Raw genomic sequence first — 24304 nt, 5'->3', positions numbered from 1 at the left:
CCCCTGGGGATTACTGCTCCGCAGCCACGAATCCCCCGGTCTGTCGCGCCCACAGGCGCGCGTACAGGCCACCGGCCGCAATCAGTTCGGCATGGCTGCCGGTCTCGACGATGCGGCCCTGGTCCATCACCACCAGCCGGTCCATGCGCGCGATGGTCGAGAGCCGGTGCGCGATCGCGATCACCGTCTTGCCGCCCATCAGCTCATCCAGGCTGTCCTGGATCGCCGCTTCCACTTCCGAGTCCAGCGCCGAGGTCGCTTCGTCCAGCACCAGGATCGGCGCGTCCTTCAGCAGCACGCGGGCAATGGCGATGCGCTGGCGCTGGCCACCGGACAGCTTCACCCCGCGCTCGCCGACATGCGCGTCGTAGCCACGACGCCCCTGCCCGTCCACCAGCGTATCGATGAAGGCTTCGGCACGCGCCTTGGCTACGGCAGCACGCAGCTGCTCCTCGGTCGCATCGGGGCGGCCGTACAGCAGGTTGTCGCGGATCGAGCGATGCAGCAGCGAGGTGTCCTGGGTGACCACGCCGATCTGCTGGCGCAGGCTTTCCTGGGTGACGCAGGCGATGTCCTGGCCGTCGATCAGGATGCGGCCACTCTCCAGGTCGTACAGGCGCAGCAGCACGTTCACCAGGGTCGACTTGCCGGCACCGGAAGGACCGACCAGGCCGATCTTCTCGCCCGGCTTCACCACCAGGTCGAGGCCGGCGATCACGCCGCCCTTCTTGCCGTAATGGAAGTGGATGTCCTGGAACTGCACGCCACCGCGGGTCACCTGCAGCGGCACCGCGTCCCCGCGGTCCTGCACGGTCAGCGGCTGGGCGATGGTGGTGATGCCATCCTGCACCGTGCCGATGTCCTCGAAGATGCCGTTGATGGTCCACATGATCCAGCCGGACATGTTGTGGATGCGGATCACCAGGCCGGTCGCCAGCGTGATCGCGCCCACGGTGATATGGCCGCCATTCCACAGCCACAGCGCGAGCCCACAGGTGCCGGCAATCAGGAAACCGTTGACGATGGCGATGGTCAGGTCCATGCCGGTGGTTACCCGGGTCTGCGCGCGGTGCTTGACCGCCAGTTCCTGGATCGACTCGGCCACGTAGGCCTGTTCGCGCCCGCCATGGGCGAACAGTTTCAGCGTGGGAATGTTGGTGTAGCCATCGACGATGCGGCCCATCGCCTTGGAGCGCGCTTCGGACGCAATCCAGGCCCGTTCCTTCGCGCGCGGCACGAAGTAGACCATGATCACCGCGTAGGCCAGCAGCCACAGGACCAGCGGCACCATCAACCGCCAGTCCGCCTGCGCGAACAGGTACAGCGCCGTGCCGGTATAGACCACGATGTACCAGAGCGAATCGACCATCTGTACCGCCGACTCGCGCAGCGAGGTACCGGTCTGCATCACCCGGTTGGCGACGCTGCCGGCGAAGTCGTTCTGGAAGAAGCTCAGGCTCTGCCGTACCACGTAGTTGTGCATCAGCCAGCGCGAGCGGTTGCTCAGGCCGGGCACGATCGCCTGGTTGACCAGCAGGTTGTGCAGGCCCACCAGGATCGGCCGCGCGATGACCGTGATGAACAGCATCCAGCCCAGTTCATTGGCATGGCGCTTGAAGAAATCGGCACCGGGCTGCTCGGCGACCATGTCGACGATACGGCCCAGGTAGTCGAACATGGCCACTTCCACCAGCGCCAGCAGCAGGCCGGCAATCAGGGTCGCCAGCAGCACCGGCCAGACCGGGCGCAGGTAGTGCAGGTAGAACGGCAGCACCTTGCGCGGTGGCATGCGCCCATCCACGGGCGGGAAAACCGGGATCAGGGATTCAAACCAACGGAACATCGCATTCCCTCGCCATCAATAGCCGGCGGAGTATCCCACGCCGGATGTGTACGCCGGCCGACGATGCCGCGGCGCCGGTAGTGCCGGCCGCTGGCCGGCAACCTCGCGACGTTTCCAGGGATCATGAGGTTGCCGGCCAGCGGCCGGCACGACCCTCATTCTTTGACCGGGGTGAACAGCAGGTCCTGGAAATCGAAACTGAAATCGGTCAGGTCGGAAATCGGCTGCATGCGCACCTCGCGCACCTTGCCATCCGGGTCCAGGCTGAAGTTCACGAACGCATCGGCGTTGAGCGAACGGTCGTCCCAGCGCACGATGAAGGTGTCGTGCTGCCAGTGCTCCAGGCGCCCGCTCAGCTGCGCGGTCTTCGCAAAGCGCAGGCGCAGGCCCTTGCCTTCGGCGCTGATCTGCATGTCGCCATACCAGCGGTCACGGAAGCTGCCGGTGTAGCCGGCCAGCGCCAGCGATGGCCTGCTGCCCTTGTCGCGTGCGCTCTGGTGCTTGGCCCAGGCCTCGTCGGCCTTGTCCTGCCCCTTGGCCACGGCCTTGGCATAGGCATCCACCCAATCGTGCTTTTCTCCGCCCAGGTAAGCGTCAAGCACGCTCAGGGTGATCGCATTGAACGCCGCGCCCACTTCCTGGTTGGTCAGCACCACCACGCCCAGCTTCTCGCCGGGCACCAGGGTCAACCGCGAGACCATGCCCGGCCAGCCACCGGTGTGCCAGACCAGCTTCTGCCCGCGGTAGTCGCTCAGGCTCCAGCCTTCGCCATAGCCGGCGAAGTTGGCCCGCGCCGGTGCCAGCTCCGGCACGCTCGGCGCCGGGATCGACTGCGGGGTGATCATCCGCCACATCTGCTGCTGGCTCTTTTCACTGAACAGCACCGTGCCATCGGCGAGCTTGCCTCCGGCCAGCTGCACCTGCATCCAGCGCGCCATGTCGTGCGCGCTGGAATAGATGCCACCGGCGCCGGCATTGTTCGACCAGGTCAGCGGTGCAACGGTGCGCAGGTCCTTGAAATCGTACTTGGCGTGGCCGACCGCCGCCTTGTCACCTGGCTTCAGGTGGTCGGCGTTGTAGCGCGTGCCGGCCATCCCCACCTTGTCGAAGATGCGCGTCTGCAGGAACTGCTGGTAGCTCATGCCGGACACGCGCTCGATCACCTGTTGGGCGACCGCGTACAGGATGTTGTCGTAGGCATAGCTCTCGCGGAAGCCGCCCTTCAGCGGCACCCTGCCCAGTCGCTCCACCACTTCGGCGTTGCTGTAGGAGGTGGCCGGCCAGAACAGCAGGTCACCGGCGCCCAGGCTCAGCCCGCTGCGATGCGACAGCAGGTCGCGGATCGTCATCTGCCCGGTCACGAACGGATCGGACATGCGGAACGACGGCAGGTGATCGATCACCTTGTCATCCATCTTCAGCTTGCCGTCCTCAGCCAGCAGGTTCAGCGAGGTGGCGGTGAACGCCTTGGTATTGGAAGCGATGGCAAACAGGGTGTCGGCCTGCACCGGTTCCGGCTTGCCCTGCTCGCGCACGCCCCAGCCACGTTCCAGCACCACCTGGCCATCCTTGACTACGGCCACGGCGATGCCGGGCACGTCGAACTGCGTGCGCACGCGCTCGACGGTCGCATCCAGGTCCTGCAGCTGCTGCGGGGTCGCCGCATTGGCCATGGTCGTGCACGCCAGCAGCACGGCTCCTCCGATCCAGGTTTTCATCCAGCACCATCTCCGAACAGGGGTCGCGGCCATGTGCAGGCCGTCACCGGGGTTTCGCAGGATGGTAACGGTCGCCGATGCACCCTGCCCCGTGCCATAGGAGGGGTGTCATGGGCGGGAACGGCCAACCAAGCAACGGCTCCACGATCATTCCGTGCCTGCGCTACCGCGACGCGCTGGCCGCCATCGACTGGCTGCAGCGGGCCTTCGGCTTCCATGCCCAGGCCGTGTATGCCGATGGCGATACGGTTTTCCATGCCCAGCTCACCTTCGGCAACGGCATGATCATGCTCGGCTCGGCCAACAACCAGAGCGCGTGGAGCGAACACGCGGTCCTGCCCGGAGAAGTCGGCGGCCGCCAGACCCAGAGCGCCTGCGTGATCGTCACCGATGTCGATGCGCACTATGCGCGGGCCAAGGCGGCTGGGGCACGCATCGTCATCGACATTGCCGACCAGGACTACGGCGGCCGCGGCTATGCCTGTGCCGATCCTGAAGGCTACCTGTGGTGGTTCGGCAGCTACGACCCCTGGCGCGAGGACCACAGCCAGTGACCGCTGCCGGCCGGATGGCGATCCGCTGCGGTATCGGCGGCTGGGTGTTTCCCGAGTGGCGCGGCGGCATGTTCTATCCGGTGGGACTGCCGCAGCGCGAGGAACTGGCCCATGCCAGCCGCGCCCTGCGCTGCATCGAGATCAACGGCACCTTCTACCGCACGCCGACTGCGGCCCAGTGCGCGCAGTGGGCCGCGCAGACGCCGGAAGGCTTCCGTTTCTCGATGAAGGCGCCACGCTACCTGGTGCAGCGCCGCGACCTGGCCAGCACCGTGGAAGCGGCCACGCCATTCCTGCAGGCGGCACTTGCGCTCGGTGACCGGCTCGGCCCGCTGCTGTGGCAGTTCGATCCGCACCATCCGGCCGACGCCGATGCATTGGAAGCGCTGATGGCGCAGCTGCCGAAGCAGCTCGAGGGCGTGCCGTTGCAGCACGCTCTGGAAGTGCGCAACGCCAAGGCACATGGACCGGCTCTGGTCGCCGCCGCGCGCCGCCACGGCGTGGCGCTGGTGATCGAGGACAGCGACGAGGCGCCATTGCATGGCGATGTCAGTGCTGGCTTCGTCTACGCGCGGATCAAGCGCAGCCAGGCCCGCTTGAACGAGGGCCTGCCTGCACCCGTGCAGCAGCGCTGGGCTGAACGCGCGCGACGCTGGTCACGCGGCGAGCCGGTGGACGACCTGCCCTGCCTGGCCGGGTCCGCCCCGGAAACCCCGCGCGAGGTCTACCTGCTGTGCATCGGTGCCGGCAAGGCCCGCAACCCGGCCGCAGCGATGGCCCTGCAGCGCCTCATCGACGGCGCCAGCGGTCCAGCCCCCACAGCAGGGTCCACCCCACCACGAACACGCCCGCAACGCGCAGCACGTTGAGCAGGAAGGCCGCCAGACCCAGGCGTTGCAGTTCGAGGAATGGATACGGCGCCTGTCCGGTCATTGCAGCGACCAGCATCGCCCAGCCAAGGTAGACCAGCGGTACCAGCAGCACGCCGCCCAGCGCGCGCCAGCGCAGCGCCCCATGTGGCAGCAGCCACCACCACCCGAGCAGGTACAGCGCCGGCACAGCGTAGTGCAAACCGGCATCGACCCACCATTGCAGCCCGGTGGGCTGCCACAGCCCCTGCAACGCCAGCATGTAGATGCACGCGGTCACCCCGATGCACAACGCGATCGCCGCGGCGACAGTCGTGTCCAGCACACCCGCACGGATCAGCCTGACGCATCCCAGGCACACCGCCAGGTTGCTGAGAATCGTGAAGTAACCAACGAAGCGCAGTGTCGCCATGCCGACCCCGGCAGCCGCCCCGGGGCCGCGTAGCAGCAACAGGTATTGCAGCAGCAACGCGGTGGCGGCCACCAGTGCAGTCAGTGCTGCCCATGCACGCAGGGCGGAGCGGTTGGCAGCCATTGCAGGGTTCCCCTGAGGAGTTTCCGCGAGCATGCCACAGGCGTCGCCGGCGACCGTACGATTGCCTCACAATAGGCCGATGAGCACACCCGACACCCGCAAAGCGCTGTGGCAGATCCATTTCTGTGTCCTGCTGTGGGGCATCACGGCCATCCTCGGCAAGCTGATCACCCTGCCCGCACTGCCGCTGGTGTGGTGGCGCATGCTGCTGGTGACGGCGATGCTGGCCCTGCTGCCGCGGGTCTGGCGCGGGTTGCGCACCCTGCCCCCGCGGCTGGTCGCCGGCTACGCCGGTATCGGCGCGCTGGTCGCCCTGCACTGGCTGACGTTCTACGGCGCGGTGAAGCTGGCCAATGCCTCGGTGGCTGCCACCTGCATCGCACTGGCACCGGTGTTCACCTCGATCATCGAGCCGTGGGTGGCCAAGCGGCCGTTCCAGCTGCGTGAGCTGGCGTTCGGCCTGGCGGTGCTGCCGGGTGTTGCGCTGGTGGTCGGTGGCGTGCCCGATGGCATGCGCCTGGGTGTGTTGATCGGCGCGATCTCGGCGCTGCTGGTGGCGGTGTTCGGTTCGCTCAACAAGCGCATGGTCAGCCATGCCGATCCGCTCACGGTCACCGCGCTGGAGCTGGGTGCCGGCACCCTCACACTGACCCTGCTGGCGCCGCTGATGCCCTATCTGCTGCCGGCGCTGGCCAGCCCGCTGTGGGTGGTCCCGAATCTGCACGACGGGATCCTGCTGCTGGTGCTGGCCGGATTCTGCACGCTGCTGCCGTTCGCCCTGGCCCTGGTCGCACTACGCCACCTGAGCGCCTACACGGTGCAGCTGGTGACCAACCTGGAGCCGGTCTATGCGGTGGTACTGGCCGTGGTGCTGCTGCGCGAGCAGCACGAAGTCACCCCGTGGTTCTACCTGGGCGTGGCAATCATCGTCGGCGCGGTGTTCCTGCATCCGCTGCTGAACCGCCGCAAGCCGGTGCAGCATCCGGAAATCCTCGGCACGGCCGAAGCGCGCAACATCGCCGATTGAGTGCATCCACGCATGGCGTGGATGGCCGCATCAGCGCTGCGGCCAATGCCAGGCCGGCGCATCCAGCAGGCCCTGCCCGCTCAACAGCGTGCGGCCCTGTTCCTTGTACAGATGCAGCGAATGGCACCCTGGCGCCTGTTCCAACGCCGCGATCAGCCGGCTGGCGTGCGACACCACCCATACCTGGCTGCGCGCACTGGCTGCGATGATGAGCCGCGCCAGCGCCGGCAGCAGGTCCGGGTGCAGGCTGGTCTCCGGTTCGTTGAGCACCATCAGCGGCGGTGGGCGTGGCGTGTGCAGCGCTGCGGCCAGCAGCAGGAAACGCAGCGTGCCGTCGGAAAGCTCGGCCATCGACAATGGCCGCAGCAACCCGGGTTGGTGGAAGCGCAGTGCCAGGCGTCCATCCAGCGCCTCGAAATCGACCGTAGCGCCCGGGAACGCGTCGTCGACGCTGCGTGCCAACGCAACCGGGTCGCCGATCTCGACGATGGTCACCCAGGCCGCCGCCAGGTCCCGGCCATCGTGATGCAGCACCGGCGTGCGCGTGGCCATCGTCGGTTGCCGCGCCGGGGCATCGCCATCGCTGCGGAAATGGTCGTAGAAGCGCCAGCAACGGATGTACTCACGCAGGGTGATCGTTTCGGGCATGCGCTGCGGATCGCCGACCTGGGTGAACAGGCTGTCGAACAGCGACAACCGGTCATCCACCAGATCCCAACCGCGCGCATGGCGCTGCCGCACCATCGCCCCGCGACGATCGACCAGCTGGTTGGCGCTGCGCAGGAACGGCCCCGCCCAGACCGCCTCGGCCTTGATCTGCGGATCCAGCGCAAACGGCGAACGGCTGGGCGGCGGATAGCCGAGATCGATGGCATAGCCCAACTCTTCGGTAGTGAAACCCAGCTTCAGCCCCACCGACGCCTGCCGGAGCCCGCCCTGCAGCGGAATCTCGCCGGCCGCAACCCTGCGATCGATGGATTCGGGACCTGCCCACAGCGCCGAACCAAGCCCACCTTCGCGGGCCAGCACCGCCGCGACTCCGCCCTGTGCGGTCTCCGCCAGCAGGCGCAGCGCGCGGTACAGGCTGGACTTGCCACTGCCATTGTCGCCGGTCACCACATTCAACTGCTGCAGCGGCAATACCAACCCGTGCAGCGAGCGATAGTGGGCGATGGCCAGGGTCTGCAGCATGGTCGGCGTCCGGGAAGACAGAGCGTCATGCTGCCCGCTCTTGATCGCAGGCGCTGCGACGCGATGTGAATCGGGAAGAGCATCCACGCATGGCGTGGATCTACCGGGCGGGGCGCTTCAGCCCGCTACTTCCACCTGGTTGCGGCCATTGCCCTTGGCCCGGTACAGCGCCTTGTCGGCACGTGCCAGCGTGTCGTCCACGCTTTCACCGGGCTGGTGCTGGGCGATGCCGATACTGATCGTGACCGGGAAGCCCAGTGGCAGGTCGGCCACGGCCAGGCGCAGGAACTCGCACTGAAGTTCGGCGGTGCGCAGGTCGGTTGCGGGCATCACTGCCACGAACTCCTCGCCGCCATAGCGCGCCGCCATGCCACGGCCGGCAAAGTGCGACCGCAGCAGCGCGCCCAGTTCGGCCAGCACGCGGTCGCCGGTGGCGTGGCCCTGGAAGTCGTTGATGTGCTTGAAATGATCGATGTCCAGCAGCGCGACGCAGGCCTCAGCGGGCTGCTCCCCGGTCATCGCCACGGCCTCGTCCAGCGCCGCTGCCATCGCGCGGCGGTTCGGCAGGCCGGTCAGCGCATCAGTGCGGCTCTGCTCGGCCAGGTCGGCGTTCTGCGCCAGCAGCACGTCGTGGTACTCCGACAGCAGGCGCTCATAATCATCGCGTTCCAGCATGTGGTTCTGGATGTCGAGCGCGAAACGGCGCAACTCCATCACCAGCATCACCTGCCGCGACAGTGCGGCCAGCGCCTCGGCCTTGTCGCTGGCCAGGTGTTGCGGCTGTGCGTCGAACACGCACAGCGTACCCAGCGGCAAGCCGTCGGAGCTGATCAGCGGCGCGCCGGCATAGAAGCGGATGTGCGGATCGCCGACCACCACCGGATTGTCGTGGAAGCGCGCATCCTGCAGCGCATCCTCGACCACCATGATCTGCTGCGGCTGCAGGATGGCATGGCCACACATCGATTCGCTGCGCAGGTTTTCCGCCGCATCGATGCCCTGGATCGACTTGAACCATTGCCGTTCGACATCGATCAGGGTCACCGCCGCCATCGAGGTGCCGCAGACCGCCTTGGCGATCACCACCAGGTCGTCGAAGGATTTTTCTCGCTCCGAATCGAGGATGCGGTAGCGATACAGCGCCTCGAGCCGAAGGGCTTCGTTGGCGGGCTTGTCGGGCTTGATCATGCAACGTCACGTTCCGGCAGGTCACCGCGAAGTCTAGCGGAAGCCGGTGAGCAATCCGCATGGCGGTGGTGCCGGCCGTTGGCCGGCATCCCGGATACATCGCGCGCCCATTGCAGCCGGCCAGCGGCCGGCACTACCAGTCCAGCTGCTTCGGCAGCAGGCCCTGCAGCTCCTGCTCGGTCAGGTTGCGCCACTGGCCCGGCTTCAGCGCACCAATCTTGATGTTGTCGATGCGCACGCGGCGCAGCTGGGTCACGCGATAGCCGAACTCGGCGGCCATCAGGCGGATCTGCCGGTTCAGGCCCTGCTGCAGGGTGATGCGGAAACCGAACTTGGCGATGCGCGAAGTCTTGCATGGCAGCGTCATCTGGTCGTGGATGCGAACACCACGCGCCATGCCGCGCAGGAACTCATCGGTGACCGGCTTGTTCACCGCCACCAGGTATTCCTTCTGGTGGCCGTTCTCGGCCCGCAGGATCTGATTGACGATGTCGCCGTTGCTGGTCATCAGGATCAGGCCTTCGGACTCCTTGTCGAGGCGGCCGATCGGGAAGATGCGCTGTTCATGCCCGACGAAGTCGACGATGTTGCCCTTGACCGACGTCTCGGTCGTGCAGGTGACGCCGACCGGCTTGTTCAGCGCGATGTAGACGTGGCGGCGGGCGCCGGGCTTGCGGGCCACGCGCGCGCGCAGTGGCTGGCCATCCACCAGCACCTGGTCTTCCTCGCCCACCACCGCGCCGGTGCCGGCCGGATGGCCGTTGACGGTGACCCGGCGGGCGGCGATCAGGCGATCGGCCTCGCGGCGGGAGCAGAAGCCGGTGTCGGCGATGTGTTTGTTGAGTCGGGTGGTCATCGCCCTATTATCCGGCATCGCCGCCCGCCGCGCTTCATGCCAGGCCGGGTGGATCGAGTTCTTCGCCGTCGAACACCCGGTTGCGGCCGGCACGCTTGGCCACGTACATGGCATGGTCGGCCCGGCGCAGCAGCGCGGCGAGATCGTCCTCGCCCGGCCGCCACTGCGCCAGGCCGATGCTGGCGGTGACCTCCAGGCCGGGCACCTGCAGCGCCCGGGCCGCCTCCGTGATGCGTTGGCGCAGGCGATCCAGGCGCGCCGACGCCGCCTCGCGGGGCATGCCCGGCATCAGCAGCAGGAATTCTTCGCCGCCCATCCGCACTACCTGGTCCTGGCTGCGTACCGCGGCACGCAATGCACGCGCCACCGCCACCAGCACCAGGTCACCCACGGCGTGGCCATGGCGGTCATTGATGTCCTTGAACAGGTCGATATCGAGGAAGCCGATCACCAGCGGGCCACGCTCGCGGTCAACCCGCTCCAGGTGGCGGGCCAACTGCTGCAGGCCGGCACGGCGGTTGGGCAGGCCGGTCAGGCCATCGGTCTCGGCCAGCTGGCGCAGTTCATCGCGCTGCTGGCGCAGGCGGCCCAGCCGCTGGTTCAGTGCGTAGGCGGCCATCATCAGCAGCCAGGTCACCGCCAGCTGCAGGGCCTCCACGCGGTATTCCAGCAACCACGCCGCGCGGCAGGCGTCGGCCAGGATCAACACCAGCATCGGCGCCAGCGCCGCCAGCCCCGCCTGCGCCCAGCGGTCACCGCGCAGCCGTGCCCACACCCCGGCCATCAACGCCAGGCCACAGCCCAGCAGATAGGACACCTGCAGGCCCTGCGCCACCCAGGCCAGGCTGTCCCATGGCAGCCAGGGCACCAGTGCAGCCAACGCCAGCAATCCCCAAAGCGCCACCAGCTGGAACGGACGCGAACGCGGCAACAGGCGATCACCGCCATTCAGCCGCCACAGCGCCGGCAGCACCAAGGCCTGCGTGGCCGCAGTCAACACCAGCAGCCACCAGGCACCGCGCTCGCCCACCGGCAACCAGGGTTCCGGATAGCCGCTGAGGCCACCGAGGATGGCCTGCCAAAGCACCAGCACGGTGGTACCGGCGATGTAGACCAGGAAACTGCGGTCGCGGGTGGTGAGGAAGGCCATCAGTGCCGACAACGCCAGTGCGATCGCCACGGCGATGCAGGCCGCGCGCACCAGCAGGCGGGCGGTATCGTTCTGCTGCACGGGACTGGGCGCGCCCAGCCGAAGGGTGGGTACCCAACGCGCCTTCAACGGCGTCTGCCACGACACCAGGAATGGATCGTGACTGCCCGCTGGCGGCACCGCCACCAGCCCGATGCCTGCGCGGAAGCGTGAGTCTCGGGTACGGGCATCGTGCATGTTGCCGCAGATCTCGCGATCGCCATACTGCACGCGGACTTCGCCAGCGAACACATTGAACACGTCCAGGGCCTGCGGTTGCCCCGACCAGCCGCCCGGCGGCGCAGGCACCTGCACCTGCTGCCGGTGACCGGTCAGCATGTCCGGCGTGCATGCGCGATGTGGAGTGGGTTCATCGGTGGCTGCGCCGACCAGCAGGTAATCGCGGCCGGCTTCGACGGCAGCGGCCCACAGTGGCCACGGCGTGGCCAACCACACCAGCAGCACGACCAGCACCGCCCCTGTTCCGTACTGCCACTGCCTGCCGCCCACGCCACGTCCTGTTCCTGCTTACGCCCGCGCCCACTGCGCGTCGCCCCTGGCAGGCATTATCGCAGCCGCGGCTGCAACGCATGTGTAGACCAAAGTCGCCGACGGCGTTCAACCTGCGGCAGGCGGGCCCTGCACCGCCACCAGGCGCACCGGCCGCAGGTCGGCCAGGGTCATCCGTTCCAGTGGCTGCGGTCGCTCGACCGCATAGCCCTGCAGGCCCTGCACCCCAAGCCGGGTCAGCGCGGCGGCGACTTCGGCGGTCTCTACCCATTCGGCCACCACCTCCATCTGCAGCTCGCGCCCCAGTTCACTGATCGCGCGCACGGTGGCGTGGCTGACCGGATCGGTATCCATGTCGCGCACGAAGGCCCCGTCGATCTTCAGGATGTCGGCCGGCAGCTGGCGCAGGTAGCCGAACGAGGACAGCCCGGAGCCAAAATCGTCCAGCGCCATCCGGCAGCCGCGCGCCTTCACCGCATCGATGAACGCGCGCGCCTGGCTGAGGTTGCTGATCGCTGCGGTCTCGGTGATCTCGAAGCACAGCTTGGAGGCCAGCGCGCGATTGCGCTCCAGCAGGTCGCAGACGAAGGCGAGGAAGCCGGGTTCGGCGATCGACTGCGCCGACACGTTGACGTTGCACAGTCCCAGCTGCCGCACATGCGCCGGGCACACCTGCAGGTGCCGGAACAGCAGGCCGAGCACGTGCCGGTCCAGCGCCACGGCCATGCCATAGCGCTCCACCGCCGGCATGAACTGGCCCGGCAGGTGCAGGCTGCCATCGCTGCCGCGCATGCGTACCAGCACCTCGTAGTGCAGGTAGGTGGGATCGCCGACGCGGGCGATGCGCTGCGCATACAGCACCATGCGGTTCTCGGCCATGGCCAGGCTGACGCCCTGCAGCCGCTCGGCTTCCCGGCGCCGTTCCTCCAACGCCATGCGGTTCTCGTTGAAGCAGTGCACGCGGTTGCGCCCGGCCTGCTTGGCCGCATAGCAGGCACTGTCGGCGGCGCTCATCAACCAGTTCACATCCGGTGCATCGGCGCTGACCTCGACCACGCCGATGCTGCAGCTCAACTGCGGGCTGCCCTCGCTCACCGGGAACGTCGCCTGCCCCAGATTGCGGATCACCCGCTGCAGCACGCGCTTGGCCTCGTCCTGCCCGGCATGGGCGAGGAACACCGCGAACTCGTCCGCACCCAGCCGGCCCACCCAGTCACCATCGCGCACCGCCGCCACCAGGTAATCGGCGAAGCTGCGCAGCATCTGGTCGCCGGCGGCATGGCCGAAGCTGTCATTGACCAGCTTGAAATGGTCCAGGTTGATGTAGCACAGCGCGTGCGTACCACCTTCGCTGCGCACCTGCAGCAGCGCGCGTTCGAGCAGGCGTTCGATCTCGCGCCGGTTGATCAGGCCGGTCAGCGGGTCATGGCTGGCGTGGTGCTCGATCTCGCGCGCCAGTGCATGGTTCTGGCTGACGTCTTCGATGATCGCGAACACCGACAGGGCGCCGCCGGCGCTGCGCACACCGGTGCCGCTCCAGCGGCCCCAGACCAGGCTGCCATCACGACGGCGGAAGCGCAGCTCGCTCGGGCGCAGCTGGCGGTCCCAATCGATGCGCCCCACCCCGTCAATGACCAGCTCGCCGTCCATCAGCAGGTCAGCCAGCGACAGCTGCAGCAGCACGTCGCGGCGATGATCGAGGATGTCGGCCATCGCCTGGTTGGCCTCGATCACCTTGCCTTCGGTATCGAGCTTGAGCATGCCGACGTTGGCCTGGTAGAACGCTGCGCGGAAGCGGCTCTCGTGTTCGGTCAGGTCCTTGCCGACGCGGCGCGCCAGGGCCACCGCCATCAGGCTGATCGCCAGCACCGACAGGCCCGCGACCATCAACGTGGCCAGCCTCACCAGCGTCGCCATCCGCAGCAGCGCCTGCGAGAACGCCTGGCTCTGCACCTTCATCCGCTGGTCCAGATCGCGCAGCTGCTGCAGGTAGTGGTCACGCATGGCTGCCACTACGGGGCCACCCTCGTGCCGCCGCTGCAACTCATCGACCAGGCGCTGCAGCGCCATCAGGTCCCCGTCGGTCTGCCGCCATAACGCGGTCGCTTCGCGGAAGGCACCGATATCCCGCGCGTAGCGGAACGAAAACACCAGGCGCGGAATGTCGGCGTGCGCGTTGCCCCCCTGCAGGAAGCCCTGCCGGGCCTTCTCTTCGTCAGGCTCCGCCTGTTCCAGCGCCAACCGCGCCTGCAGATCGCCCAACGGCACCTGCAGGGCCTGGCGTGCATCGTCCAGGTCCTGGGCATCACCGCGCGCCAGGTAGCGACTGAGCGCGGCGGTCGCATCCTGCTGACCGCGCGACCAGTATCCCTGGCCGGCGATCCAGGCGGTGGAGGCCGCCTGCAGTTCCTGGATCAACGCCGACAGTGCGACCAGTCCGATCGCCATGCCGGTCAACAACGCAAATCGCAGTCCCAGCCCCCGGGTCATCGGCACCCGCCGGCTCTTTTGGTCCGTGCCACTCCTACCCATCCCGGATCCCCCCGAATGTGCCGCGGTGACAACCTCCTTTGGAACCGGCCCAGCCTATGACCGGCAATGTGTTGACCATGCGAAAAAGGGGACGGAGGGGATTAAGTCGTTTTCGGCATAAGCGCATGGCCTGCCATATACGACTTAATCCCCTCCGTCCCCTTTTCCTGTACGCCAGCCCGGGGGCTGGCGTTGCTCTGGACGGCTGCGGGTGCGGCTTAGAAGCTGCGCGGGCCGCGCGGCTTGAAGCCATCACGACGTGGCGGGCGGCTGTCGCGGTCACCGCCGCGGTCGCCCCCATGGCCACCCGGACCACCCGGGCCGCCACGACGCGGGCCACCCGGGCCGCCCGGACCACGCTTGTCGAAGCGCGGCTTGAACGGGCGCGGGGCCGGGTTGGTGTCTTCACCCGGAGCCAGCGCACGCATCTGCAGCTGCTGGCCGGACACCCACACCTTCTGCAGGTGCGACAGCACGTCCGGCGGCATCTGTGCCGGCAGGTCCAGCAGCGAGAAGTCGTCGTGGATGTCGATGCGGCCGATGAAGCGGCTTTCCAGGCCGGCTTCGTTGGCAATCGCGCCGACGATGTTGGCGGGCTTCACGCCATGCTGGTGGCCGACCGAAATACGGTAGGTCTCCATGCCCTGCTCCGGTGCACCACGCGGCGGAACCTCACGGCGCGGACGCGGCTCGAAACCACCTTCGGCGTCGTCACGGCGCGGGCCACGCTCGAAGCGCGGACCCCGCTCGTTGCGGTCGAAGCGATCGCCACGCTCCGGGCGGTCGCCACGGTCGAAGCGCTCGCGCGGCGCGCGCTCTTCACGCGGGGCACGCACCGGCGGCTGCAGCAGGAACGGGGTATCGCCCTGCAGCATCCTGGCCAGCGCGGCGGCGATCTCGATGGCCGGCACGTTCTGCTCGTTCTCGAAGCGCTCCAGCAGCTGGCGGTAGAAGTCCAGGCCGCCGGCGCCGAGGGTTTCGCTGATGCGCGAGGTGAACTTGTTGATGCGGGTGTCGTTGACCGCTTCCACGCTCGGCAGCTGCATCTCTTCGATCGGCTGGCGGGTGGCGCGCTCGATCTGGCGCAGCATGCCCTTCTCGCGCGGGGTCGCGAACAGGATCGCCTCGCCGCTGCGGCCGGCACGGCCGGTACGGCCGATGCGGTGCACGTAGCTCTCGGTGTCGTACGGGATGTCGTAGTTCAGCACGTGGCTGATGCGCTCCACGTCCAGGCCGCGGGCGGCCACGTCGGTGGCGACCAGGATGTCCAGCTTGCCTTCCTTCAGCATGGCAATGGTCCGCTCGCGCTGGGCCTGCTGCATGTCACCGTTGATGGCGGCAGCGGCCAGGCCACGCGCCTGCAGCTTGCTGGCCAGTTCTTCGGTGCCGGCCTTGGTGCGCGCGAAGATGATCATCGCGTCGAACGGCTCGACTTCCAGGATGCGGGTCAGCGCGTCCAGCTTGTGCATGCCGCTCACCCACCAGTAGCGCTGGCGGATGTTGGCCGAGGTGGTGGTCTTGGCCGCGATGGTCACTTCCACCGGGTCCTGCAGGTAGGTCTGCGCGATGCGACGGATCTGCGGCGGCATGGTGGCCGAGAACAGGGCCACCTGGCGCTGCTCCGGCAGCTTCTTCAGCACCGCTTCGACATCGTCGATGAAGCCCATGCGCAGCATTTCATCGGCTTCGTCCAGCACCAGGGTCTTCAGCTCGGACAGGTCCAGGGTGCTGCGGTCCAGGTGATCGATCACGCGGCCAGGGGTACCGACCACGATATGCACGCCACGGCGCAGCGCCGACAGCTGCTGGCCGTAGGGCTGGCCGCCGTACACCGGCAGCACGCGGAAGCCCGGGATCTTCGACGAATAGGACTGGAACGCCTCGGCAACCTGGATGGCCAGTTCGCGGGTCGGCGCCAGGATCAGGGCCTGGGGCTTGATCTGCTGCAGGTCGATGTTGGACAGTACCGGCAGTGCGAACGCAGCGGTCTTGCCGGTACCGGTCTGGGCCTGGCCCAGCACGTCGCGGCCTTCCAGCATCGCCGGGATGGTAGCGGCCTGGATCGGCGACGGGGTTTCGTAGCCGATGGCGGTGACCGCCTGCATCACGGGCTCGGACAGGCCGAGCTGCGCGAACTGCAGCGGCGCTTGGGAATCTTGGGACATGGGGAACTCCGAAGGCACTGCCGTCTTCCTGGCAGTGCGATAAAAAGGGTGATGGTCCGCGCTTTGGGCGCCCTTCTTATCGCGTGCCCTGGCGCTGCTCGGTCGGAGGAGATTTCACTCGCTCAGAGCGGAATGATACCGCATTGATCCTGAACGAGGCGTACAGTTTTCCATGCGCGTGCCGTCATGCCCCGTGCTGGCGCACAATACGCGCCCTTCTTTCCGGCCCGGCCGCTGGCCTGCGCCCTCTTTCCAGGACCCCTCGCTCCATGCAGATTCTCGAATTCGACCTCGACGGCGACTACGTCGAACTCAAGCAGCTGTTGAAGCTGGCCGACCTGGTCACCAGCGGCGGCGAGGCCAAGATGGTCATCAGCGAGGGCCAGGTGCGGGTCGATGGTGAGGTCGAACTGCGCAAGGCCTGCAAGATCCGCGCAGGCCAGGTGGTCGAGTTCGCCGACAGCCAGATCCGCGTGCTGGCCGCTGGCTGATCCGAGAGTGTTCAGGCCACGCGCTGGGTCAGGTGCGAGGCAATCAGCTGTCTGAACGGTGCCACGCCCTGCGCCACGCGCAGGCCCGCGGCCCGCAGCAGGCGTGCCGGGCGGCGATCGTCGGTGTACAGGCTGGCGATCGCATTGGTGACCTCGTACAGCGGCCGCGACGCCAGTCGATGACCGCGCTGGTAGCTGGCCAGCATGCCGGCGGCGGCAATGTCGGCACCGCGCCGCTGCTGCGCGACGATGCCCTGTGCCAGCCGCTGTGCGCTGGCCAGTCCCAGATTGAAGCCGTGCGCGGTGACCGGGTGCATGCCCACCGCGGCATCGCCGATCAGCGCGGAACGCTCGCCGACGAAACGGTGCGCGTACACACCTACCAGCGGATACGCCTGCGGCGTGGCCACCGGCTGCATGCGGCCCAGCCGATGCTCAAAGCAGGCACTGATGGCATCGCCGAAGGCCACCTCGTCCATCGCCAGCAGTTCTTCGATCTGCCGCGGCGGCAGCGTGATCACCGCCGATGCCTGGCCCTCGTTGAGCGGCAGCAGCGCCATGGTGCGGCCGTAGCCGAACCACTCCCAGGCCGTGTGGTGATGGTCGCGCTCGACCTGCATGCGGCATACCAGCATCGACTTGCCGAAGTCGCGCATCTGCGCACCGATGCCGAGCATGCGGCGGGTGGCGGAGAAGCGGCTGTCAGCCGCGACCAGCAGTCGCGCGTGCAGTTGACTGCCGTCATCGAGTCTGACCACGTGGCCCTGCGCATCGGCCTGCACGCCCAGCACCTTGCGCCCATCGAACAGCTCCAGCGCATCCTGGCCCTGCACGGCATCCCAGGCGGCGCGGCGGATCAGGTGGTTGGGCACCAGCCAGCCCAGCGGCTGGCCATCAACCTGGCTGCTGGCGAAGGTCAACGCGAACGGCGAGCCGCCGTTCATCACCCTGGCATCGCGCAGCTCGGCGACTTCGGCCTGCGGCAGGCGCTGCCACAGCCCCAGTTGCTCCATGCTCTGCCGCGAGGCATGGGTCAGCGCGATCTCGCGGCCATCGAAGGCGGCTTCGGCCAGGGCCTGGCGCGGCTGCACTTCGACCAGCCCGACCTGCAGGCCACTGCCGGCCAGCGCACGCGCGAAGCACAGGCCCGCCGGTCCAGCGCCGACCACCACCACGTCCATCCTGCGCATGCGCGCCTCCTGCCGTTGATTCAGTCCGGGCCAGCATAGCGCCGCGCGCATGACTGGCCTTGATCTGGATCAGGCCCGGCTACAGCAGTGCGAACACCAGCGCCAGGATCGACAGCAGCGATACGAGCCAGACCAGGCTGCGCACGTAGGGCACGCCTGCGGCATACAGCGGCAGGTAGACCACACGCGCCCAGACGTAGGCCTGCGCAGCCAGCGCCGTGGTGTCGTTGCTGCGCCCGGCCACGACCACCGCGATCGCGGCAGCGGCGAAGAACGGGAACGTTTCCAGGAAGTTGGCCTGCGCACGCTGCAGGCGGCCGGCCAGCGCGCTGAGCGGCTTTGCATCGCCATCCCGTGCCGAGGCATTCCACTTCATCCCGCGCTCGCGGGTGACCACGGTGGAGGTGGCGAAGATGTAGACGAAGCCCAGCAGCACCGACCAGGCCAGCATCGTCAGCTCAGTTGCCATCGTTCATCTCCTCAGGGTGCCGACGCACGCAGGCTGTAACCGGCCAGGCGCCAGACCTGGTCTTCGTCGAAGCGGAACGAGACCAGCTCGCGCACCGGCTGCGCGCTGTTGGCGAAACGGGTCGGGAAGCTGACGTTGATGTACAGCCCTTCCGGCACTGCGGCGCCGGGGCTGTACTTGACCCGGGTGATGGTCGGCTGGCCACGCCCGGCCAGCGCACCCAGGCGCGTGCGCTCGGCGACCAACTGGCTGACGAAGGTGGCTTTCGGCACCGCACGGCGCGCGACGGCCGAAGCGCCATCCCACAATTCGCCGGCGCGGTTGGCATCGACCAGCTGCGCCGCCTTCAACGCAGCCGCGCCCATTTCCGCGTCCTGCTTCTGCACCTGGGCCTGCTGCGCAGCGGTCAACGCCGGGGCACCGGCAGTGGCGGGCTTCGCAGCCGCCGGCGATGCCGGGGCCGGGCGTGCCGGAGCCGGTGCAGGCGTGGCCGGTGCAGGCGTGGCCGGTGCAGGTGCCTGCGCCAACGCAGTCAGGGGCAGCAGGGACAGCAGCAGGAGCACGCGCTTCATGGACACCGCCGGTTTTCTGGAGAGAACCGCAGTCTACGCCAGCGCGGTGACTATGCTGTCAGCGTGCCGGGGCGTCGCCCTCCACCGCTGCCGCATCAGCCTGCGCGGCGGGCGCGGCGGCGTTCCCTGGCGCCTGTTCGGCCACCGGCGGGGGCTCCGGCGGCGCTGGTGGCAGCGTCGCCACATCGATCTCCGACAGCGGGCTTTCGTCGGGACAGACTGCGTCCGGGAAGCCGAAGCGCTGCTTCAACGCCTGGCCACAACTGTTGATCGACTCCATGTCGGCGCCTTCGCGCTTGCACTGCTGGTCGAAGGCGACCAGGAAGGCGTCTTTGCGCTGCACGAAATCGTCGCCGCAGGCACGCATCTGCTTGATCCGTTCCAGATCGTCCTGCACCGCATTGGTGCCATCCAGGCCGTACTGGCGCAGTTCGTCCGGGGTCAGCAGGCGCAGGCTGCGGTTGGGCACGGTCATCATCAGATCCGCCACACCGACCGCCACGCCGTTGCGCTGCAGGTAGTCCTTCACGTTGTCGTAGACCTCGTGCAGCTCGCGGTTGAGCTCGGCGCGCGAGGTGGCCTTGGAGCTGATGCGCATCATGCGGTGGATGCCGACCTTGCCCGACAGCAGGCGGTTGTCGCCGGCGGCCAGCACGAACACGCAGGCGCTGTGGCAGATCGAGCCTTCGCGCACCCAGATGGTCCAGCCCGATTCACCGATGCTGTCACCGGCGACGATCGCCGACTCCACCTGCCCGCCGCTGGAATCCAGATCAAGGATGCGCTTGTGGATCTTCTGCTGGTCGGCGACCACCGCCAGACGCCACATCATCTCGGCGAAGCCCGGATTGATCTTGCCGGCGTAGCGCACGCGCATCAGGCCACGCTCGGCGCACGGGGCCAGGGCCTGGGTGATCTGCTCGCGCTGCAGGCCTTCCAGCTCGACACCGTCGCCAGCCTCGCCGGCGTACTCGGTGCTGCAACTGATCCAGGCGCGTCCATTCTCCAGCTGCGCCTGCGGCCACGGCCGGTCCTCCCGGCTGCGCGGCGGTGCCGGCGGAGGCGGTGCGTCAGCCGCATTGATCGACACCATGTTCTCGCCATCGCTGGACGGCGCCCGCGCGGCCTTGTCGGCGGCAGTCACATTGCCCGGATTCTCCAGCTGGCTGCAGCCCGCCAGGGCCAGGCACAACAGGGGCAACCAGCGGAGTTTGGCGGACATCGGGCAACCGGTCTTCACGTGAGCAAGAGCCACAGTCTACCCGTCCAGGCCGCGCATTCAGTGCGTGGTGATGAACCCCTTCTGACCCTTGGGAAAGCGTGTCGACCAAGGTCGACACCTACCAGAGCGGGATGCCCTTCCGACAGATCGCAGGAACCTGTCGAAGGCGGGGTGGGTCCGGTTGCGGGAGTGTCCGCGGCATGGATGCCGCGGCCAAGCCCCCAAGGACGGGTTTACGGCGTCTCCCGCAACCGGGCCCACCCCGCCTCCCCACAGAAAACCAGCTTCTGCCGTTGCCGTTGCCGTTGCCGGCCAGCGGCCGGCACTACCGCGGGTGCAGGGCGCAGCCCAGCCTGACCCCCTTCAGCATCCATGTCCGAATGTGGCGAGTATCGCCGCCCGCGCGGGCCTAGACTGGCGCCATGGACTCCCCTCTCGCCCTCGACACCGCCGCCTGCGACCGCGCCCGCCTGGCCCGCGACGCACGCTTCGACGGCGTGTTCTTCACCGCCGTGCGCAGCACCGGCATCTATTGCCGCCCGGTGTGCCCGGCACCGCCGCCGAAGCCGCGCAACATCACCTACTTCCCCACCGCCGCGGCCGCCGCGGCCGCCGGGTACCGCCCCTGCCTGCGCTGCCGCCCGGAATTGGCACCGCAGGCCCAGCAGGCCCTGGCCGGACAGACCGTGCAGCGCGCACTGGCGCTGATCCACGGCGGCTTCCTGCAGGAGCAGCCGGTGGCCGATCTTGCAACGAAGCTCGGCCTCAGCGCGCGCCAACTGCAGCGCCTGTTCGTCGAACATCTCGGCGCAACGCCCGGGCAGATCCACGCAACCCATCGCCTGTTGCTGGCCAAACAGTTGCTGACCGAAACCACGCTGGCGGTGACCGACGTCGCGCTGGCTGCCGGCTACAACAGCCTGCGCCGCTTCAATACCGCATTCCTGCAGGGCTGTGGGATGGCGCCGACCGCCCTGCGTCGCCAGCATCAACCGTTGGCTGCAGATGATGGCGGCCTGGTGCTGCGCCTGGGCTACCGTCCACCACTGGACTTCCCACGCATGCTGGCCTTCCTGCGCAAACGCAGCCTGCCCGGCATCGAACTGATCGGTGAAGACAGCTACCAGCGCGTATTGGGCGCGCCGGAGCGCCCCACCCTGCTGCGCGTCACCGCCGATTCGAAGCGCCCGGAACTTCGCCTGCAATTGGGCGCGGTGGATCCGCGCTTGATCCCTGACATCGTGCGCCGCGTGCGTCGCGTGTTCGATCTGGATGCCGACCTGCAGCAGGTGCATGCCGCGCTCGGCGAGGAACCTCTGCTGGCGCGCGGGATCGCCGAGCGCCCCGGGCTGCGCGTGCCCGGCGGCTGGGATGGCTTCGAGGTGGGCGTACGCGCGGTGCTCGGGCAGCAGGTCAGCGTGGCCGCTGCCACCACCTTCGCGCGGCGCCTGGTCGACGCCTATGGCGCGCACCTGCCGGGCATGCCATCCGACTTCGATCGCCAGTTTCCAGCGCCCGAGGTACTGGCCGAGGCACCATTGGAATCCATCGGCCTGCCGCGCAGCCGCGCGGCCACCGTGCGCGCCCTGGCCGCCGCCTGCGCCAGCGGCCGGCTCGACTTCGGGCCCGGCCAGGCCTTGGAGGAATTCGTTGCGCGCTGCGTTGCACTGCCCGGCATCGGCCCCTGGACCGCGCAGTACATCGCCCTGCGTGGCCTCGGCCAGCCCGATGCCTTCCCGGCCGGCGATCTTGTACTGCAGCAGGTGCTCGGCCACGCGCAGGGCCAGCGCCTGAACGAACGCGCGACCGAAGCGCGCTCGCAACCCTGGCGCCCGTGGCGCGCCTACGCGGTGCTGCACCTGTGGCACCTGTCCGGCACGTTCGTTGGAGAACCGACATGACCCTGTTGTTCGATCGTTTCGACAGCCCGATCGGCGTATTGACCATCGCCGGTGACGAGCGTGGTCTTGCGCACGTGCTGTTTCCGGAGAACCGTCACCCCGCACGCGGGCGCGACGGCTGGCATTACGCACCGGATGCACTGCCGGAGGCACGCGAACAGCTGCTGCAGTTCCTGCACGGTGAACGCAGCCGGTTCGACCTGCAGCTGGCACCACGCGGCACGCCGTTCCAGCTGCGCGTGTGGCAGGCGCTGGCGTTGATTCCGTTCGGCCAGACCTGGAGCTATCTGCAGTTGGCGCAGCACCTGGACCAACCCAGCGCGACCCGCGCGGTGGGCGCGGCCAATGGCCGCAATCCATTGCCGATCATCCTGCCCTGCCACCGCGTGATCGGCAGCAACGGTGCACTGACCGGCTTCGGTGGCGGCCTGGAAACCAAGGCCGCGCTGCTGCGGCTGGAACAGCGCCAGGCCCCGCTGTTCGCCTGAGAGGGCCGGCCGGGCTGCGCCCGGCACCCGCAGAGGCAACGGCAAGGTCAAGAGCCAATACAGCTCCGATTTTCTACGCGTTGGGTGGGGCGGTATGGGTGGGCAGGACACGCCGTAAACCCATCCATGGGGGCTCGATGGCGCCATCCATGGCGCCAACGGTCCTGCCCACCCACACCGCCCCACCTTCGACAGATTCCCGCGGCGGTGGGTAGGTGTCGACCTTGGTCGACGCGGTAGATCCACGCCATGCGTGTATGGAAGCGTCTGTAAACTGTCTGGAGAAAAGCCCCCTTCTTGTTGAAGGGGGCGCGTCGACAGGCGCGGGGATAAGGAAAAAATGCGCGGACACCGCGCCGTGTCTTGGGCGCGTCATTACCTCGCACTATCATGCGCGGATGACTTCCGTACGCCTGACCTGTGCGCTGGCGCTGCTGCTGCCCCTGGCTGCCTGCACCACCGCGCCCCCCCCCTCCGCCTCCGTTCCCACTTCCATCGCTGCGGCGGCACCGCCGAAGCTGCTGCTGATCTCCATCGACGGCCTGCGCGCCGATGCGCTGGACCGCAGCCTGACCCCGAACCTGCAACGCCTGATCGATGGCGGCGTGCGCGCACGCTGGATGACCCCGTCCTATCCGTCGCTGACCTTCCCGAATCACTACACCCTCGTTACCGGCCTGCGCCCGGACCACCACGGCATCGTCAACAACAGCATGGACGATGAAGCACTGGGCCGGTTCGAGCTGAGCAATCGCGAAGCGGTTACCACCAGTGGCTGGTGGGGCGGCGAACCGATCTGGGTCGGCGCCGAGAATGCTGGCGTGCGTTCGGCCACCACGTCATGGCCGGGCAGTGAATCGGAGATCCGTGGCGTACGCCCCAGCCAGTGGCGCATCTACGACGGCAAGGAGCCGCTGGAACAGCGCGCCGGCATCGTGCTCGATTGGCTGTCACAGACCGACGCCGATGCCCCCCGCCTGACCACGCTGTACATGGAACACGTGGACAAGGCAGGTCACAACTACGGCCCCGAGTCGAAGCAGTACGCCGACGCCATCGTGCGCGCCGACCAGATCGTCGGCCAGGTGCTCGACGGACTCCAGCAACGTGGGCTGGCCGCAACCACCAATGTGATCGTGGTCTCCGACCATGGCATGGCCAGTGTCCCCGCTGGCCAGGTGATCGCCACCGAATCGATGGTCGACCCGGCGATTGCGCGCAATGTCAGCCAGGGCCAGTCGGTCGGCTTCGCACCGGTGGTCGGCCATGAAGCCGCCGCCGAACGCGCTCTGCTCGGCCGCCACGCGCACTACGAATGCTGGAAGAAAGAAAAACTGCCGGCGCGCCTGCACTACGGCACCCATCCGCGCATTCCCGCCATTGTCTGCATGATGGATGAAGGCTGGGATGCCCTGCATCAGGAAAAGATCGCCAAGCGCGAACAGCAGGACCGCGGCTCGCACGGCTACGACAACGCGCTGCCGTCCATGCGCGCCGTGTTCGTGGCCAGTGGCCCGTCGTTCCGCCAGGGCCTGGTGATCGATGGCTTCGACAATGTCGATGTCTATCCACTGCTGGCACACCTTCTGCAGGTACCGGCCGCGCCGAACGACGGCAACCCGGAAACGCTGAAGAAGACCCTGCGCTGATCCGGTTGTAGATACCGTGTTGCCCTTGCCTAGGCAAGGGCGCCGTCAGGCTCAAATGGGCGGCCGCTTTTCAGTACGCCCCAAACCAGATGGATGAGCTTGCGCATCACCGCACACATGACGACCTTGAAGGGCTTTCCTTTCG

Annotated in this window: 20 protein-coding genes and 1 pseudogene; 7 read left to right on the top strand and 14 right to left on the bottom strand. The window is 67.9% G+C overall.

Annotated elements, in window-relative coordinates:
- Positions 1-10 precede the first annotated feature (10 nt).
- A complete protein-coding gene (smrA, locus tag AC5P7S_RS14885; protein ID WP_095379015.1) occupies positions 11-1843 on the bottom strand; it encodes a multidrug efflux ABC transporter SmrA in 1833 nt (610 codons plus the stop codon).
- Positions 1844-1998: 155 nt separating this feature from the next.
- Positions 1999-3561, bottom strand: a complete 1563-nt coding sequence (locus AC5P7S_RS14880) for a serine hydrolase (protein ID WP_065177449.1) — start codon at positions 3559-3561, stop codon at positions 1999-2001.
- Positions 3562-3671: 110 nt separating this feature from the next.
- Between AC5P7S_RS14880 and AC5P7S_RS14875 the strand changes: the two genes are divergently transcribed.
- Positions 3672-4115: a VOC family protein gene (locus AC5P7S_RS14875; RefSeq protein ID WP_049417273.1), complete on the top strand. Its 444-nt coding sequence runs from the start codon at positions 3672-3674 to the stop codon at positions 4113-4115.
- Entirely contained in the window at positions 4112-4984 is an 873-nt protein-coding gene (locus AC5P7S_RS14870) for a DUF72 domain-containing protein (protein ID WP_095379018.1), read from the top strand. Before AC5P7S_RS14875 ends, AC5P7S_RS14870 begins: the two co-directional genes overlap by 4 nt.
- Here AC5P7S_RS14870 and AC5P7S_RS14865 read toward each other — a convergent pair.
- Complete coding sequence (locus AC5P7S_RS14865; protein ID WP_095379021.1) at positions 4905-5519, bottom strand: Pr6Pr family membrane protein; 615 nt, start codon at positions 5517-5519, stop codon at positions 4905-4907. The genes AC5P7S_RS14870 and AC5P7S_RS14865 overlap by 80 nt on opposite strands.
- Before the next feature lie 79 nt (positions 5520-5598).
- Here AC5P7S_RS14865 and AC5P7S_RS14860 point away from each other — a divergent pair, with 79 nt between their 5' ends.
- A complete protein-coding gene (locus tag AC5P7S_RS14860; RefSeq protein ID WP_005415820.1) occupies positions 5599-6546 on the top strand; it encodes a DMT family transporter in 948 nt (315 codons plus the stop codon).
- A 30-nt stretch (positions 6547-6576) separates the two neighbouring features.
- On the opposite strand, the gene AC5P7S_RS14855 is transcribed toward AC5P7S_RS14860, so the two are convergent.
- The 6 genes from AC5P7S_RS14855 to AC5P7S_RS14830 form a co-directional block, all read right to left on the bottom strand.
- Positions 6577-7737 carry an AAA family ATPase gene (locus AC5P7S_RS14855; RefSeq protein ID WP_095379023.1) on the bottom strand — a complete coding sequence of 387 codons (1161 nt, stop codon included), beginning with the start codon at positions 7735-7737 and terminating at the stop codon, positions 6577-6579.
- Between the two features lie 117 nt (positions 7738-7854).
- A complete protein-coding gene (locus AC5P7S_RS14850; RefSeq protein ID WP_069138010.1) occupies positions 7855-8925 on the bottom strand; it encodes a GGDEF domain-containing protein in 1071 nt (356 codons plus the stop codon).
- Positions 8926-9058: 133 nt separating this feature from the next.
- Positions 9059-9781: a pseudouridine synthase gene (locus AC5P7S_RS14845; protein WP_005408708.1), complete on the bottom strand. Its 723-nt coding sequence runs from the start codon at positions 9779-9781 to the stop codon at positions 9059-9061.
- A 34-nt stretch (positions 9782-9815) separates the two neighbouring features.
- A complete protein-coding gene (locus AC5P7S_RS14840) occupies positions 9816-11480 on the bottom strand; it encodes a sensor domain-containing diguanylate cyclase (protein WP_095379025.1) in 1665 nt (554 codons plus the stop codon).
- A gap of 108 nt (positions 11481-11588) precedes the next feature.
- Complete coding sequence (locus AC5P7S_RS14835; RefSeq protein ID WP_095379027.1) at positions 11589-14012, bottom strand: putative bifunctional diguanylate cyclase/phosphodiesterase; 2424 nt, start codon at positions 14010-14012, stop codon at positions 11589-11591.
- A 218-nt stretch (positions 14013-14230) separates the two neighbouring features.
- On the bottom strand, positions 14231-16177 hold the full coding sequence (locus AC5P7S_RS14830) for a DEAD/DEAH box helicase (protein ID WP_095379030.1): 1947 nt from the start codon (positions 16175-16177) through the stop codon (positions 14231-14233).
- Positions 16178-16446: 269 nt separating this feature from the next.
- Between AC5P7S_RS14830 and AC5P7S_RS14825 the strand changes: the two genes are divergently transcribed.
- Positions 16447-16668, top strand: coding sequence for an RNA-binding S4 domain-containing protein (locus AC5P7S_RS14825; RefSeq protein WP_014036469.1), 222 nt, complete (start codon positions 16447-16449; stop codon positions 16666-16668).
- 11 nt (positions 16669-16679) lie between these two features.
- On the opposite strand, the gene ubiM is transcribed toward AC5P7S_RS14825, so the two are convergent.
- The 4 genes from ubiM to AC5P7S_RS14805 form a co-directional block, all read right to left on the bottom strand.
- On the bottom strand, positions 16680-17858 hold the full coding sequence (ubiM, locus tag AC5P7S_RS14820; RefSeq protein WP_095379032.1) for a 5-demethoxyubiquinol-8 5-hydroxylase UbiM: 1179 nt from the start codon (positions 17856-17858) through the stop codon (positions 16680-16682).
- A gap of 79 nt (positions 17859-17937) precedes the next feature.
- On the bottom strand, positions 17938-18327 hold the full coding sequence (locus AC5P7S_RS14815) for an MAPEG family protein (protein WP_095379034.1): 390 nt from the start codon (positions 18325-18327) through the stop codon (positions 17938-17940).
- A gap of 11 nt (positions 18328-18338) precedes the next feature.
- Positions 18339-18899 carry a DUF4019 domain-containing protein gene (locus tag AC5P7S_RS14810; protein WP_095379036.1) on the bottom strand — a complete coding sequence of 187 codons (561 nt, stop codon included), beginning with the start codon at positions 18897-18899 and terminating at the stop codon, positions 18339-18341.
- Between the two features lie 58 nt (positions 18900-18957).
- Positions 18958-20121 carry a COG3904 family protein gene (locus AC5P7S_RS14805; protein WP_065177460.1) on the bottom strand — a complete coding sequence of 388 codons (1164 nt, stop codon included), beginning with the start codon at positions 20119-20121 and terminating at the stop codon, positions 18958-18960.
- A gap of 422 nt (positions 20122-20543) precedes the next feature.
- Between AC5P7S_RS14805 and AC5P7S_RS14800 the strand changes: the two genes are divergently transcribed.
- The 3 genes from AC5P7S_RS14800 (at position 20544) to AC5P7S_RS14790 (ending at position 24159) form a co-directional block, all read left to right on the top strand.
- Positions 20544-22022 (top strand): DNA-3-methyladenine glycosylase 2, encoded by a 1479-nt coding sequence (locus AC5P7S_RS14800; RefSeq protein WP_095379038.1) that lies wholly within the window; start codon positions 20544-20546, stop codon positions 22020-22022.
- The gene (locus tag AC5P7S_RS14795) at positions 22019-22510 is read left to right on the top strand and encodes a methylated-DNA--[protein]-cysteine S-methyltransferase (RefSeq protein ID WP_095379041.1); all 492 of its coding nucleotides are present in this window, start codon (positions 22019-22021) and stop codon (positions 22508-22510) included. The genes AC5P7S_RS14800 and AC5P7S_RS14795 overlap by 4 nt, the downstream gene beginning before the upstream one ends.
- 398 nt (positions 22511-22908) lie before the next feature.
- Positions 22909-24159 (top strand): alkaline phosphatase family protein, encoded by a 1251-nt coding sequence (locus AC5P7S_RS14790; RefSeq protein ID WP_065197076.1) that lies wholly within the window; start codon positions 22909-22911, stop codon positions 24157-24159.
- Between the two features lie 29 nt (positions 24160-24188).
- On the opposite strand, the pseudogene AC5P7S_RS14785 reads toward AC5P7S_RS14790, so the two are convergent.
- Positions 24189-24304: pseudogene (locus AC5P7S_RS14785) on the bottom strand (IS110-like element ISStma4 family transposase); the annotation flags it as partial.

The organism is Stenotrophomonas sp. YJH_SMC_32, from assembly GCF_059369975.1.
This window is presented reverse-complemented; position numbering and strand designations above follow the sequence as displayed.

Excerpts from the sequence above, each read along its gene's own strand:
- AC5P7S_RS14860 (WP_005415820.1), top strand. The coding sequence starts at position 5,599 with ATGAGCACACCCGACACCCGCAAAGCGCTGTGGCAGATCCATTTCTGT.
- AC5P7S_RS14815 (WP_095379034.1), bottom strand. The coding sequence starts at position 18,327 with ATGGCAACTGAGCTGACGATGCTGGCCTGGTCGGTGCTGCTGGGCTTC.
- AC5P7S_RS14795 (WP_095379041.1), top strand. The coding sequence starts at position 22,019 with ATGACCCTGTTGTTCGATCGTTTCGACAGCCCGATCGGCGTATTGACC.
- AC5P7S_RS14810 (WP_095379036.1), bottom strand. The coding sequence starts at position 18,899 with ATGAAGCGCGTGCTCCTGCTGCTGTCCCTGCTGCCCCTGACTGCGTTG.
- AC5P7S_RS14845 (WP_005408708.1), bottom strand. The coding sequence starts at position 9,781 with ATGACCACCCGACTCAACAAACACATCGCCGACACCGGCTTCTGCTCC.
- AC5P7S_RS14805 (WP_065177460.1), bottom strand. The coding sequence starts at position 20,121 with ATGTCCGCCAAACTCCGCTGGTTGCCCCTGTTGTGCCTGGCCCTGGCG.
- AC5P7S_RS14880 (WP_065177449.1), bottom strand. The coding sequence starts at position 3,561 with ATGAAAACCTGGATCGGAGGAGCCGTGCTGCTGGCGTGCACGACCATG.
- ubiM (WP_095379032.1), bottom strand. The coding sequence starts at position 17,858 with ATGCGCAGGATGGACGTGGTGGTGGTCGGCGCTGGACCGGCGGGCCTG.
- AC5P7S_RS14800 (WP_095379038.1), top strand. The coding sequence starts at position 20,544 with ATGGACTCCCCTCTCGCCCTCGACACCGCCGCCTGCGACCGCGCCCGC.
- AC5P7S_RS14830 (WP_095379030.1), bottom strand. The coding sequence starts at position 16,177 with ATGTCCCAAGATTCCCAAGCGCCGCTGCAGTTCGCGCAGCTCGGCCTG.
- AC5P7S_RS14835 (WP_095379027.1), bottom strand. The coding sequence starts at position 14,012 with ATGGGTAGGAGTGGCACGGACCAAAAGAGCCGGCGGGTGCCGATGACC.
- AC5P7S_RS14790 (WP_065197076.1), top strand. The coding sequence starts at position 22,909 with ATGACTTCCGTACGCCTGACCTGTGCGCTGGCGCTGCTGCTGCCCCTG.
- AC5P7S_RS14855 (WP_095379023.1), bottom strand. The coding sequence starts at position 7,737 with ATGCTGCAGACCCTGGCCATCGCCCACTATCGCTCGCTGCACGGGTTG.
- smrA (WP_095379015.1), bottom strand. The coding sequence starts at position 1,843 with ATGTTCCGTTGGTTTGAATCCCTGATCCCGGTTTTCCCGCCCGTGGAT.
- AC5P7S_RS14865 (WP_095379021.1), bottom strand. The coding sequence starts at position 5,519 with ATGGCTGCCAACCGCTCCGCCCTGCGTGCATGGGCAGCACTGACTGCA.
- AC5P7S_RS14825 (WP_014036469.1), top strand. The coding sequence starts at position 16,447 with ATGCAGATTCTCGAATTCGACCTCGACGGCGACTACGTCGAACTCAAG.
- AC5P7S_RS14875 (WP_049417273.1), top strand. The coding sequence starts at position 3,672 with ATGGGCGGGAACGGCCAACCAAGCAACGGCTCCACGATCATTCCGTGC.
- AC5P7S_RS14850 (WP_069138010.1), bottom strand. The coding sequence starts at position 8,925 with ATGATCAAGCCCGACAAGCCCGCCAACGAAGCCCTTCGGCTCGAGGCG.